At 66.3% G+C, this 13,975-nt stretch carries 6 protein-coding genes and 1 tRNA gene; 2 read left to right on the top strand and 5 right to left on the bottom strand.

Translation table 11 applies throughout. The annotated features are described in order from the left end of the window. Nucleotides 1-386 precede the first annotated feature (386 nt). The gene (locus PLE19_11835; GenBank protein HPD15636.1) at nt 387-4,508 is read right to left on the bottom strand and encodes a hypothetical protein; all 4,122 of its coding nucleotides are present in this window, start codon (nt 4,506-4,508) and stop codon (nt 387-389) included. A 452-nt stretch (nt 4,509-4,960) separates the two neighbouring features. Between PLE19_11835 and PLE19_11830 the strand changes: the two genes are divergently transcribed. Further along, nucleotides 4,961-5,036, top strand: a tRNA-Ala gene (locus tag PLE19_11830). A gap of 175 nt (nt 5,037-5,211) precedes the next feature. On the opposite strand, the gene PLE19_11825 is transcribed toward PLE19_11830, so the two are convergent. From PLE19_11825 to PLE19_11815, 3 genes are read right to left on the bottom strand one after another with little or no spacing between them, the layout of a single operon-like run. Next, nucleotides 5,212-6,888 (bottom strand): hypothetical protein, encoded by a 1,677-nt coding sequence (locus tag PLE19_11825; protein ID HPD15635.1) that lies wholly within the window; start codon nt 6,886-6,888, stop codon nt 5,212-5,214. A 15-nt stretch (nt 6,889-6,903) separates the two neighbouring features. Then, nucleotides 6,904-9,597: a hypothetical protein gene (locus tag PLE19_11820; protein ID HPD15634.1), complete on the bottom strand. Its 2,694-nt coding sequence runs from the start codon at nt 9,595-9,597 to the stop codon at nt 6,904-6,906. Next, nucleotides 9,594-9,965, bottom strand: coding sequence for a four helix bundle protein (locus tag PLE19_11815; GenBank protein HPD15633.1), 372 nt, complete (start codon nt 9,963-9,965; stop codon nt 9,594-9,596). Before PLE19_11815 ends, PLE19_11820 begins: the two co-directional genes overlap by 4 nt. Nucleotides 9,966-10,869: 904 nt before the next feature. On the opposite strand from PLE19_11815, the gene PLE19_11810 reads away from it, so the two are divergent. Next, entirely contained in the window at nt 10,870-11,127 is a 258-nt protein-coding gene (locus tag PLE19_11810; protein HPD15632.1) for a hypothetical protein, read from the top strand. Nucleotides 11,128-11,591: 464 nt separating this feature from the next. On the opposite strand, the gene PLE19_11805 is transcribed toward PLE19_11810, so the two are convergent. Further along, nucleotides 11,592-13,975: helicase-related protein (locus PLE19_11805; protein ID HPD15631.1), on the bottom strand; the 2,384-nt coding region annotated here is incomplete at its 5' end.

Below are 13,975 nucleotides of genomic sequence, written 5' to 3'. Positions count from 1 at the left end.
GATTCCCCACGACGTGGAGGCGACCAGCGCGATGAGCAGGCGGCTCCTGCTGGTCCAGCCGCCCTCGCGGGTGGACGCCGCCATCACGACAACGCTGCTTTCCCCGGCGCGAGCCCCAGAAAGCCGTCATTCTGAGTGTAGGCCGCCTCTGGGCGGCCGAAGCCGAAGAATCCTTCTTTGGCTCCTGTCCGGGCACCGAGGCAAGCCCTGGACCGCGGGCGCGACCCGTCGAGAGATTCCCCGTCCCGCCCGCCGGAAGGCGGGCTTCACTCAGAACGACATGCTATCGTCGCTTGTCTCCGGCCACAGCAAACTGGTTCGCGGCCGGAATAGCACGTCATGCAGGCCCAGGGAACTAGCGTTGTCGTGCTATTCGCTTGGCGGCTTCACGGCAGGACACGAATCGCGACGGGCCCTCGGGAGAGTTCCGCCGCTCCGATCTCGACCACTGGCCCCGCGGCCGGCACCCAGGTCCTGGCGTCGGTGGACAGCTCCAGCCTGGCAGCCTTGAGGGAGATGCTGAAGCTGGCGTTGCCCGTGAGCTCGAAGCGGTTCGGCTCGGTGCGGCGGACGGCGGCCCAGGCCGCGAGCCGCACGCGGTCGCCCACGCCGTACTCCCAGATGCGGAGGGCATTGGACGGGGCGAAGTCGGCCTCGCGAACCTCGCCGCCCTCCAGCGTGAAGTCGTTGCCGCTGTTCCTCTCGATTCGCCAGAGCGTGCTCAGCGTGTCGTTGGAGGCGGTCATGCCCCGGATGCTGCCGCGGCCGGCGGGCAGCGGCAGGCGGCCGTCCACCCGCCGCTGCCCGCTGAGCACCTGGGTGATGGGGGCGCGGTAGAAGTCGGCGCCGTGCGTGACCACGATGCGGCTGCCCGCGCCCTCCGGGGCGACGGAGGCGATGGTGTAGCTCGTCGGGCAGCCGGGACTCTGAACCTTCAACACCTGCCCCGCGCAGGCCGCGGGCCACGGGCGGTCAATCCAGAACGTTTTGTTCAGGTAGTCTACCCTGGTGACTTGGCCGCTGTACTCCCGCTCGGCGAGCGCGATGCGGAGGTCAGGCGTCTCGAGGAGCGTGCCGCCCGTGAGGACGGCCGAGCGCAGGCCCTGAGCGTCGCGGGAGACGAAGGCGAACTCGCCCGCGATGCGGCAGGCTCCCCCGGCGGCCTGCACCGAGCGCGTCCTGTCGGGGCGGCCGTCCGCGAAGCACAGGTCGTGACGGCCGTTGCGCGTCTGCACCTCGACGGCCACCGCCCGCAGGGCATCCGTCTCGTTCGGCTCGCTGGGCAACTCCCTCTGTGCCGTGATGAACGGCTCGCCGACATACGGCTCCACGAGGGCAGGATAGGCGGCATCGAGCGGCGGACCCTGCGACCGGTTCCACACCGTCAGCGCCGTCCATTGGTAGCCCGACTTGTGCATGACGACCTGGGCCTGGAGGGCGCGCCGCCCCGCCGTGCCGAAGAGGTGCCAGCGCGTGAACTTCGGCGGCGAGCCGGGGTCGAAGTTCGCCCCCAGGATGCTCTCCTCCGAGACCCCGCCCTTTGTGTCCTTCTCGAATCGAAGCTGCCGCCACGTGGCCTGGAGCATGTCCGGAGCGTCGCCCGCGAGCTTCCGGCCCTTCGAGAGGCTGAAGGGGGAGAGGTACTGCGCCTCGGTGTCGGTCTCTCCCGTCTCTTTCTCCAGGTGCTCGACGGGCGTCGGGTTGCGGACATTCCACTGGAAGTCGTCGTTGACCGTCGCGTGGCAGCAGTAGCTATGGAGCTTGCCTCCCGCGACACGGAAGACGTCGAAGACGTAGGAGTTCGGCGTGACAACGCCGGCCGGCAAGCGCGCTCCCGGCTTCTGAAACTCGACCTGCAACGGCTTGGAGCCCTGGCCTTCGTCCACGTCCACCAGCGCGGTCTGGCGGCTGAAGAGCGAGCAGGCTGGGGGAGGGAGTGCCGCGGCGCGAAGGTAGCGCGCCCCGGGCGCGTCCGAAAGGGCCTGCACCCAGCCATAGGCGAGATGATCCTTGCCGTCCACTTCGACTAAGTTGTGGACGCGCGTTATCCGGTCGTTCGGCTCGGAGTAACCGCCGCGTGCCCCGCCGTCCATCACCATCGCCATGCCGTGGGCGAAGACCTGAAGGTCAAGGGCATCGCTGTGCTGGTGCCCGATGCCGGCGCCCGTGCGCACGAGCGCGGCGCGGCGGAAGCGGAAGTCGTCATGCTCCTGCCCGGTCTCCAGGACGCCGAACCAGTTCTCCACGGCGCGGGAGCGGTTGTCGAGCCAGGGCGCCCGGCGGGGCTTCGCCGCCGCCTCCTCTACCCGCGCCCAGTCAGCGTCCGAATCGCCCTTGCGGCCGTAGACGTGGCGCAGGAGCCAGGCGAACCGCGGGTCGCCCGACCAGCGCCAGGCGGCGCGAACCGTTTCGTCCAGGTCGAGCAGCGAATCGCCCTGCCGCAGGCTCGGCCCGCTCACGTCGCCGATGCGCGCGCGGTCGCAGCCCGCGACGAGGATGCGAAGCAGCCAGTCGGCGTGGGCGCGCGGCTTCGGGTAGAGGGCGGGGTCGCTGAGGTCGAACCGCGGGTTGCCGCCTGCGGCCAGATAGCGGTCGAGCGCGGCGGCCATGCGCGAGGCCCCCTCGCCTCGGGCGTAGAAGGTGGAGGCGATGTACTGCGCCCCTTCGCGGTCGTGGCCGCTGATCGTCACGTCCTGGATCCCCGCGGGCGGGAGGGGATAGACGAAGGTCCTGGAGAACAGCCATTCCATCCAGGGGTCGGTCACGCGGGTATCGCCAAGCACTGCCGCGAGGTCGGCGATGGCCGTCGGGTGCGTGTGGTCCAGATAGCGCAGGGTCCGCTTCGCGGTCATCTGCACGAGGTAGACGTCGAGCAGCCTGATGAGGTCGGCCGAGCTCTGCACCCACGGGACGAAGCGGCGGATGGAAGCGGCGAGCTCCTCGTTGCCCTGGATGAAGGGGAAGAGAAGGTCGTAGTCGCGGATGGCAGCCAGATAGGCCGCGTAGTCGGGCATCCAATATGCCTTGTCGTGCCGCTGTCGGCAGCGGAAGTCCAGGCCCTGAAAGCCCGCCGCAACCGCGAGTTCGGCCAGGTAGTTGGCCGAATCTATGGTGGGGAACTGGTAGGCATAGCGGATGAGGCTCACGGCTGCGTCCCGGAGCAACTCGCGGTTGCCCGACAGGTGGATGGTCCGCGCGTAGCCCCTCAGGCCGCCCATCCCGTGGTAGCCCCGGCGGAAGCGGTCCTGAACCCCGTGCGCGATGGGCGCGAGGAGGCGCCCCCTCTGCGGATCGGCGGGATCGGGGAAGAACAGCCCGGCGCCGTCGTCGGAATAGGGGTAAGGGCCGGGAAGCGGGCGGCGAGTGACCAGGTCATCCGTCGTGTAGCTCAGGCCGAGCTTGCGGTTGATGAGGAAGGCGTTCTGGCTCTTGGGGTCCCGCGTGAGCACCATGCCCAGGTTGTGGTCTATATTGGGCAGTACCTCCCACTGCCCGTGCTCCGCGTTGATCTCCTCGAGAGTCTTGTCGGCCACCCCCTGGGGCACGAAGCCGGCCCCCGCCTGGGCGTTGAGCAGGCCGTAGCCCTGCGAATTGATGGGCGGCAGCCAGTCCCAGATCGCCGCATCCCGGGCGAGCCGCTCCTCGGGCGTACATGCCGTCAGCTTCTCGATGGCCTGCCGCTCCTTCTCGGGCAGCCCCTCCCGCATCAGGGCCAGTTGCTCCGGCGTCACGAGCGTCTGGCGGGTCTTCACCGCGCGGTGCGTCGTGCCCGCGAGCATGTCGTCCAGGGAGATGTTGTGCACCAGCAGGTCCACCGTGCTCCCCTTATCCACCCACAGCTCCGCCTCGAAACGGCGCCGAGCCGTGGCGTGGAAGTAGAACTCGGCCACGCTGTAGAACTCGTCGCAGTAGCCGATGCGGAGGCGGTAGATATGGGCGCTGCCATCCAACCCGTCGTTGACCTTCAGTGCGAGGTAGAGCGGCTGGCGGAAGATGCGGAGACGCGGCGTCTCCACCGCCCCGATCACGCGCACCGCATACAGGCCGGCATCCAGCTCGCCGAGGTCGAGCCGAAGAACCGGTTGGCCCACCTTGCAGCGCACGACGGGCACCGGACGGAGCGCCTTGCCTGTGTTGACCGGTGGTCCGTAGCGTTTCACCTGGTAGACGGGGGCCGCATACTCCTCAACCTGCGCCCGTGCCACGCCCGGCAACTGGTGAGCCAGGAAGTTCTTCACCTGGCTCTGGCGGTCCCAGAGGGGGCGGATGGGGAGATTCTTCAGGCTCACCGTGCGGAAGTGCTCGACCGAGCCTGGGTACAGCTCTGACTCGGGAAAGCCCTCGCTATGCCCAGGGTGGCCCGGCGGCTCGCCGTGCTGCGTCGGGAAGGGAGGCAACTCCACACCTGCGAGCGGGCCTCCCACCTGGCCGCGCTCCCCGGCTCCGGCCGCGCAACCGAGCACTACGACCCAGGCCGACACCCACCTCAGCCATCGCCGTGAACCCACGTTCTGCCCCTCAGAAGCCTGACCTTCGCCGGCACGCCTGTGCCGTCCCTTGCGAGCGGCCGGAGCGTCCCGGCCATCCTGCCCAAGCAGTCTACCATCTGACGGCACAGATGCAAGCCCGCGCGGCAGAGAGCGCATCGGTCCCATCCCCGCGCTCGGCACTGAGCATCCGAGCTCCGAAGGAGCGTGCCATATCAGCCCAGGGGAACGCCCTGGGGAAACGGCGCACAGCCACACTTCAGCCGTACAGCCGGACCTCCCGCGGGTCTCGAACCGGCGGGAGGCTCGAGAGACAGCAGGTCGAAGAGACGGGGCAGAGACTGGAACCTCCGACTGGGATGCCCACGTCCCGCAGGGACGGCACAAGTCACCGGCAGTCCTTGCCTGCCCTTAGTCAGTGATCGGGCCCTTGACAGGCACAGCGGCGTGGCGTAGAATGGCAAGGGTTACCCGGGGACGTAGCTCAATTGGGAGAGCGCTAGAATCGCACTCTAGAGGTCGGGGGTTCGAATCCCCTCGTCTCCACCATCAGGCAGGGCAAGGACTTATGGATTTAGTCCTTGCCCTGTCTGCGTTTACGGCGACGCTGCGGGGCGGCGTCCGAAGTGACAGCAAGTGACAGGAAGGGCGGGAAGTGACATTCTTCGGCATCGTCCGTGGCACAACCGTGGCACAAGCTCTGAAGATGCTGGAGCAACCATCTTCAGGGCGTTCCCACCTGCCCTCTGATGATCTGCCATACGGCAGAGCATTTTGCTTGAGCCGTCGCGGGGCCATCCTCGATCTCCTCCAAGGCGGACAACTCCTCACGTGCCCGGCGTGAGTCACGGGTCTGCACGATGCTGTCCGCGAAGACGTCCATAGCCGGCAGCAACTCCGCCTCGGTGACATTGAGGCCTGAGAACCTGCGGGGGAAGTACCCGTCGGTCAGGGCCTCCCGCATCAGCCGGGCGGCCCGCAGCAGAAGCAGGAAGGGCTGGCTCCAGTTCTCACTCCGGGCGCTGGCGGTCAGGTCTGGCGGAACGATCCGGCTGTAGACGGCGCGAGGCGTGATACGGGCACTCAGGGCGGCCGTGAGTCGGCTCTCTACCTGCCCCAGTACCGCCTGGAACCTGTCATCCGGCACAGTCGCTCCCTGGCCAAGCTGCTGGTACATCGCGTCCAGGTCCGCACGGATGGCTTTGGAGCGTCTCCCAATGAAAGCAGGGATCTCGCACCCGCCAAGCGCTGCCTTCAGAGTGGCTTGGCCCTTCTTGTTACGGGCATTCAGTTCCGCCTCCAGCAGGCTCTGCGCGGCCTCGGGAATCCACCTGTTGCCCAGACTCAGTGGGTAGCTGAACAGGTCCAACAGGTCGGTGACCTTGCGGCATTTCTCCACCTCCTTAGCCGCAACCTCATCAAGTATCTGGAGCGTGAACGATTGTTTCTGCTTCAATGCTCCGACCGTGCGCTCCGACTGCTGGCCGAGCAGCGTCGCCTTCACCGGGATTGCCACCGGCTTGATGCGAGTCGTCTCGTCCACGGTCACAAGGTGCCCTTGCGCATAGACCTCCTGGAGCTTCCGCGCCAGCGGGTCAAGGGCCGTCTGCCCGCCATCCCATCTCTTCACCTCGGTGCCGTCCGCCTCCCTGGTGACTTCACCCGTCACAGGGTCAACCGTGGGACGGGCATCCTGGTCCGCCTCGGGACCACGACAGGCGCTCTCGAACGCCTGCCACATCTCCGCCGCTTTGAGGTCGCCGGCCGCAGGCACCAGGTGTGGGATGCGGGCCGTCTCAAGTCTCAGCGGCGCTGAGCTGCTCAAGAGCCACTGGAACCACCGCCGCCACGCATCCCGCAGCGCGTCATCAGGCTGGAACACGACGTTGAAGCTGGCGCAATAGCTCTCGTCTCTTCCTGCGTCACCGACGGACCCTATGCAAAGCACAGTCCTGCCACTGCCAGTCGCATGGGCCTGTAGTACGGTCGGCGGGAGAACCATCTTCTCGCAATCGTCGCCAAAGGACCTGGGGACTGGCAGCACACGGACGCTAAGCTCATGCTCCGGCCCTTTGAGGCTATCCTGGATCTTCTTGACGCTCAGCAAGTGCCTCTCTCGGGTAGGGCAAGCGGGATAGACGACGAGCACGAGACTCACCTTGCGCGGTCTGCCCTGGTGCATCAGCGCGTCAAGCCACTCGACTGTCTTCTCTGCCAACCCCACGAGTACGCCCGAGATCAGGTCAGCCTCCGCCAGGAGATGCTCGAAAGGGGGCATCGTTTCGTACCGGGCAATTCCGGCGTGGACACGTGGCTCGGGCCAGATGAACGGCAACGGGCCTGGCAACTCCACTGGCAGACCCTCAGGCGGGTGGGAGGGCTGAGCGCCCATCTCAGGCATGTCGGCCTCCTTACCTCACTTGGACTGCATCCGCTCCCAGGCTTCGAGGACCAGGCGGCGGGTGCGGTATTCGTTGAAGCGGCGCAGTTCCTTTTCCTTGAGGACGCGGAAGGTTTCGCCTGGGAAGTCGGAGGTCTCGCAGCGGCGACGGTAGCCCTCGGCGTCCAACGGGTCGGTGACCTCCTCGAAGGGGTCGAGGATGTCCTCAAGCTCGCGGGGCGTGAGGTCGGCGGGGTCGAGGATGTAGCGAAGCTGCTTGCGGTTCAGGCCGTAGAGGCGGGCGTAGAGGGCGTCGAGTTCGGCTCGCAGGAGGGCACGGCGGGCCTCGTCCCACTTGAACGGCGGGAGCGGGATGCCGTCCTTGGCGATCTCGGCCCAGTCGGGCGGCGCCCACTCGTGGCCGCCCGTCGCCGCACGGTTCGCCTCCCACTGTCCCCGAATCGCCGCTCTCAGCCCCTCGTCCGCCTCCCGCCACACGTCGTCCGCGAAGCCCTTGATGTCCCAGGCGGTGTAGGTGAGTTCGAGCACCCGTGGCAGCATGCGTGGGATACTGTGAGTGGGCGAGTAGCCGCCTGGCGGCAGCACGGCGAGTTGGCTCAGTACACTGAGCGTGAGGTGGATTCCTCCGACCTTTTGCCTTGTCACGTAGTCGGAGACGAGGCCGTTGAGTTCGCCCAGGAAACAGCAAGTCACGCATGCGTCTGGCGAACCGGTCGGCAGAAGCAGAGCGAAGGTATGCCCCACGCCCGTGGCTGGGAGGACGGCGTAGATCGCGGTTCTCTCATTCGTCACGGCGGTGACATCCTTCACCCCAAGAAGCCAATCGCGCCCCCAGTCGCCGGTGCGTCCGTGGACTTCTTCAGCGCTAACCCAATAGCGCGGAATTGCCGCGAAACAAGGGTCAAGATGCTCCTCTAAGGAGGTGGGTTCAGGCTGCGCCTGCCTGCTCACGTTGGCTTGGTTAACCACGATGCTGGCTGCACGATGGTCGTACCCCTGAACCATCTTTCCCTCGTAAAGTGGCAACCAGACACGTTCACCTTTGACGAACCGATTGCCTACTGGCAGGCATTCGGCCACCCCCAGTTCATCCGAGGTCCGGAAGAGGCCAGAATCAGTCGTCATGTTGAACAGACCCTGTTGGTACTTCACGCCCCAAGGGCTCGTACCAGCCTGGTCGTTGATGAGGACGGCGCCACGTTCGTAGATCAACCGCGCAAGCTCGGCATCGGGCCTGGTTCGGAAAACGGGGCAGGTTCGGCTGTTTGGGTTGATCCTCAAGAGATCGGCTGCGGTTAGGGAGAAGCGCCGGCGCTTGTCGCCGAGGTGGTCGACTTGCGTGGCGTAGAACAGGAACTCAGCCTTCTGGGCCGTTGATCCCCTCTTTCCGGCCAAGGTGAGGAGGGAGAACTTGTAGGATCGGTGGACTCCCGGGAACAGCGCCTCACGGTTCTCAAAATCGAACAGGCTCACTAGGCGACTGGAGTCCATCAGGTAGGCGAAGAACTTCTTGTTGTAGTCGTCCGTGGCAATCCCAGTTGGGCACACAGCGCCGCATCTTCCTGGCCCGTTGATGATGCATGAAGCCAGTTGCGCAAACACGCCGTACAAGTTCACTTTGCCGGAGATGAACGGGAACCGTCCCGAGCCACGCAGGAACCTGGCCTCGCTTTCCATCGACCTCCTACTCTCCACCCATTCCCGATAGAGCAGCGGGTCGCTTACCGCTAGCTTCTCGATGGCCCTCTTTCTCTTGTCGCCAGGTAGCCTGGCCAAAACTGGTTCCCGCGTTGCGAAGAACTCTTGGTCTTCGGCTTCACGGACATCCCACGGCGGGTTGGAGAGGACGACATCGAAGCCGCCCACGGCGAAGACATCGGGGTATTCGAGGGGCCAGTGGAAGAAGGCATGGCGATGGGCGATGGCGCCGGCGGCGCCGAGGAGGCGTGGGTCGGCGACGCCACGTTCCAAGAAGCCACGCAGGTCACTCGTAGTGGGGATGACGTGGCCTTTGAGCGCCTGATCGGTCAGCGGCGTGAAGAAAGCAGTTGTCCAGAGGTCGCAGGCGTTGGCGTCGCGTTCGTAGGCGGTTCCGTGGCCGTGTGCGCGTTGGTAGACTTCGGCCTTGCGGCGGACGTTGGCCGGGGAATCATCGGGGAGGTCAAAGATGGGGCGGAGGTCTTCTGTGAGCGACCGAAGCTCCTGAGCGGGAGGCATGGAGACGAACTTCTGGCCTTTCCGCTCGTCGCGGTTCTGCTGCTTGAGCGATTTGGCAACGATCTTGTCGTCGCCTGTCACAGGGTTGTAGGCGTCGTCAGGGATTCCCTGCGAGAGAACGGACATGTCGAGGACGCCGACGAGGGAGTCGCCGTGGCGGACACGGTGGTCAAGGAAGGTCAGGGGTCTGCCGCGCGTGTGGCCTTCGATCCAGAGGGCGACTTTGCAGAGGTCCACGGCGAGGGGATTCTTGTCCACGGCGTAGATGCAATGGGTGATGATGTCGCGGACGGCTTCGCGTCGCTGCTCGGGGCTTGGCTCGTCGCCGCCCGAGCGAATCCGGGCTAGTTCGTCCCCGAGGCGCCGGGCAGCAGCGAGGAGGAAGTGGCCGCTGCCAGAGGCGGGGTCGCAGACCTTGATGGAGAGGATGGCGTGTTGGGCGAGTAGAGAGTGGCGAGTGGCGAGTGGGGTGGAAGCCCAGAGCGCTGTCATTTCGCGGTCCGACGTCCCAGGCTTCGCTCGAGGCTGAGGAGCTGCTTGCCGAGGATCTCGGTCTCGGTCAGCAGTGGCTCGACTTGCTCCTGGGTGCACAGGCCCACTTCCGCGGAGAGGAGCAGATGGGTCTCCAGTCCTGTCCGGCTGCCATTGGCCTTCCTCAGGAACTGGATGAACTCGGCCGGGTAGTGCCGCCCCCACCCCTCCGCCGTGTTGGCCGGGATCGAGCTGGCCGCCCGACGGACTTGCGAGGTCACGCCGTACAGCTCCTCCCGGGGAAAGCGCTTCGTCAGTTGGTACGCCTGCTTGGCGATCCCCATGCCCCGCTGCCAGACATCGAGATCCCGATACGACTGAATGCGCATGCTGCTTCTCCTCTTCCGTTCGCCACTGGCCATTCGCCAATCGCCTTGCTTGCTCAAGGCGGTCTTCCATCACCGGCACCAGGGCGCTCTTGATCAACTCCTGGACGAGCTGGGGCGGGGTGTAGTAGGAGCCAGTGGACTTGCGCTCAGTGCCCTGTCCGAGGTCGAAGGTGATCGGCCCGGAGGAAACGGTGTTTGGTGTTCGGTGTTGGGTGTCGGGGACGGGAGAAGAGCCGTGTTGGGTGTTCGGTGTTCGGGGTTCGGGGTCAGGGGAGGAAGAAGGAACGCGGGGCAGAGACGCCCCGCCCACAGAAGACACAGCCGAGGGCGGCTGTGCTACACCACCGAACAGCGGCTGGAAGTCGAGGAGGCTTTCGTAGACGGAGCCAAGCTCCTCCACATCGAGGGCGGCGTAGTTGATGCGGCGCCAGGGGGTGCGGGGCGATTCGCGGTACATGGCGAGATGCCAGAGCGCCGTTAGGAAGTCGCGATTGGTGAGGAAGACGGTGTTGAGATCGCGGGTCCGAAGGGGGTTGAACAGGTCACCGTTGAGGGGCGGGATGCCAAGAGCGCTGCCGAACTTCTCGTCCTCGAAGAGACGGAGGGTGATCTGGAGGCTGAGCCAGAGGTCGTCGTAGCCGGACCAGGCGGTGCGCACGTCGAGGAGGCGGCGAAGACGGGCGATGCTGTAGTGCCCGTGGTATGTGGCGTTGTCGGTGATGAGGCCGCGTTCCTCGGCGACCATCAGGAAGAGGAAGCGGTAGATGAGGCGGAGGAGTTGGGTGTAGAAGTCGGTGGGGGTCAGTTGGCCTGCGGCGACGGCGGCGCGAAGTTCCTGGTTGCGCGGATGGCGTAGGAAGCCATTGGCGAGGGTTCGCAGCGCCACTTCCACGCCGTCGCGCAGGTGCTCGCGGACGCGGCCTCCCTGCTCGACGGTGATGCGGCGGTACTCTTCGAGAAGGTACTTGGGGGCATCGTCGCTGGTTTTGGGAAGCCGGGAACGGTGGAGGAGGCGGTAGAGAAGCGCGAAATCGGCGAACTTCTGGCCTTCGAGCATCTGCTCGAGGTCGAACTCGATGTAGGCCAGGCGGCTGATGAGCTGGGAGTCGCGGAGGATGCGGAGGGCCTTGCCGTTGGTCACGACGCCCCACAGGTCTTCTGAACGGTTCAGGTAATCCTGGAGGAGGGAGTGGGCAGCCAGGCGGGGACGTCCGGAGGCGGGGCGCTCTCCGAGCCCTTGGCGGCACCCGACGATGTGGATGGGTGGGGCCTTCTCGTCGGGGCCGGCGCGGTGGGAGATGGCAAAGGAGTGACCATCCACCTCGGCGGCCCTGGGCTGGTAGGCCAGGTTGTCGTAGCCAAGGAGGCCGAGAAGAGGGATCATCCACTGGTCGCGGGTGATGCTGGTCGCGGGGTCGGCCTGATCGAGGCGTTCGAGGCCGCGTTGAAAGCCGCGCCAGTGGTCCTGGGCGCTGGCCCAGACGGCGGAGATCTCATCGGTGAGGTGTATACCAGGCTTGAGGCCGAAGTCGGCGGGTTTCTGGCCTTTGGCATCGCCGGCGGCGATCTGGTCAATGAGATCGGCAGCGAGGAGACCACCTTCGAGTTTGAGGCAGGGGAAGACGCTCATCGCGCCACCCCCTTCGGGATGGGCAGGATGACCAGCATGCCCAGGAGGTCGGGGGGAAGCTGCGGGGCGATGCGGAGTCCGCGACGAGCCAGACCCGCAGAGGCACGGACGCGGCGATGGGCCTCGTCGAGCCGCTTGGCGCGGGCAGCGACGACGGGCTCAAGAGGCCCCTGAAGGCCGTCCCAGGCTGCGAGCAGTTCGGAGAGGACTTCGGAGCGTTCCTGCGGCGGCGTGTTGACGTCGGGGCGGGCCTCGGCGAGGAGTTTGAGCGTCTCGGCATCGCCCAGCCAGTCCAGGCGGTTGGGCGGGGAGCCGCGGTAGCCGCAGACGTAGACCTCCTCGGCGAGCATGGGGTTGTCGGGCTTGTCCGGCTCTTCGATGAGGAAACGGAGGCGCAGCAAGAGGAGGACGGTGCGACGGTCCACGGCACGGGACTTGATCACGCCGCACCGGGTGGCGCGGGCGGCGCCGTGCTGGGTCAGGGCGTCCTCCATGAGGAACTGGGCAAGGGCAGCAACGAAGGGATGGTTGCGGCCCAGGTACGTGGCCCCTTCGGGCGGCGGCGACTTGAACGTCACGCGCCAGTTCTCGGGCGCGTCGGAGGCGGTTTCCTTCACCAAATCGGGCAGGTGGGCGAGGCCACTGATGGTCCACTGCCCATTCTTGGCCTGTTGGACCGCGGCTCCGAGTCGCTGACAGGCATTGCGGACGAACCGCTCGACGGCATCGGGGTCGCCGAGGACGGAGTCGGTTTCCTCTAGCTCGCGCTGGACCTCATCGGGCTTGATGGCGCGCTGGGCGAAGCGGGTGCGGCTCTCCTTCTCGCGGTCGGCGGAGCGGTCCCACTGGCGGTGCATGTCCTGGACAATGGGGTCTTGGAAGAGGAGTTTCTGGTCGGGGGACGTGGAGCGGAAGAAGAGATGCTTGAGGACGGCTTCCATGACCGTCTCGCTGTCCATCGGGACGGGGACGGAGATGCCAAGGGTGCGATGGATTTCCTGGGCCTTGCGGAGAAGGACTTCGAGAACCGCGCCGTCTATGATGTTGTCGCGGCCGTAGAAGAGGATGGCCTTGACCGTCTTGGCGGTCTGGCCGAAGCGGTCCACACGGCCCTCGCGCTGCTCCAGGCGGTTGGGGTTCCACGGGAGGTCGTAGTGCATGACGGCCGTGAAGTGCTCCTGGAGGTTGATGCCCTCCGAGAGGCAGTCGGTGGCGACGAGGATGCGGCGGGGGTGCTGGCCGAGTTCGGCGACCTTGAGGCGGCGCTCGTCGTCCGCTAACGCCCCCGTGATGGACACAACGCGCAGATCGGGGAAGTCGCGCTGGAGCCGGCGGGCGAGCTGGTCAGCCACATAGTCGCTGGTGGCGATGTAGCGGCACCAGATGATGGGATGGTAGCCCCCACGGAGGAGGCCGGCGACAAGGCGCGTGCACTCGACGACCTTGTGGTCATCGTCGGTGCCCTGGATTTCGTCGGCGAGCCGGGCGAACTCCCGGAGCCGGCTCCGCTCGGAGTCGGACATGCCGGCTTCACCCTGCTCGACGACGTGGGCGGGTTGGGCGTCCTCCGTCTCCTGGTCAGCGGGTTCGTAGATGAAGGGCGTGCAGGCGTCGTCGGCTGCCTGCTCGTCGGGGATGTCCTCGGCTCCGCCCCTCACTCGGTTCAGGATGGCGGCCTGTGCGGCGGCCGGGCTGGACATGACGCAGCGGAGGAGGGCCAGAGCCGACCAATAGCGGATGCGGCGGCGCGCGCCGCTGAGGGTGTCGGCGGACCTCACCATCGCTGCGCTGAACGAGTAGACGCGCCGGAAGAGGTCCCTGCACTTGGCGGAAAGCTCGTATGTGGCCTCACTCGGGTCGCGTTGAGGGAAAGGGTTGTCCTCGCCGAGCCAGTTCTTGATGTCGGCCCGCCGGCGCTGAACGAAGTGGCGGGCAAGAGCATCGCGGTCTGCTTCCCGCAACTTCTGGAGGTCAAGCGAGCCGAAGCTCGGGTTGAGAAGGCCGAGGAGCGAAAGGAAGGATTCTTCGACGCCGCTGTGCGGCGTGGCGGTGAGCAGGATGATGTTCCGCTCCGGCTTCTTGGCGAGTTCGCAGAGAAGCTGGTGGCGCTGCTGCTGGCCGCTGGACTGGCCGGCAGGGCGGGCGGCGCCGTGGGCCTCGTCCACGATCACGAAGTCGGGACCGTGCTGGAGGAAATTGGCCTTGTGGCTGTCGGACTTGGCGTAGTCAATGCTGACGACCGTGTAGGGGTAATGGCCGAAGATACTGCGGTCGCCCGACGGCAGGTTGCGCTCCAACTGGCCGACCGTGCCGGAGCGGAGTAAGCGTCCGGGGGCGTCGCGGAAAGGTGTCGTTGGCTTGCCGGTGGAAGTCCGGCCTG

It is taken from the genome of Planctomycetota bacterium, from assembly GCA_035384565.1.
Taxonomy (GTDB): Bacteria; Planctomycetota; PUPC01; order DSUN01; family DSUN01; genus DAOOIT01.
This window is presented reverse-complemented; position numbering and strand designations above follow the sequence as displayed.

Excerpts from the sequence above, each read along its gene's own strand:
- PLE19_11825 (HPD15635.1), bottom strand. The coding sequence starts at position 6,888 with ATGCCTGAGATGGGCGCTCAGCCCTCCCACCCGCCTGAGGGTCTGCCA.
- PLE19_11820 (HPD15634.1), bottom strand. The coding sequence starts at position 9,597 with ATGACAGCGCTCTGGGCTTCCACCCCACTCGCCACTCGCCACTCTCTA.
- PLE19_11815 (HPD15633.1), bottom strand. The coding sequence starts at position 9,965 with ATGCGCATTCAGTCGTATCGGGATCTCGATGTCTGGCAGCGGGGCATG.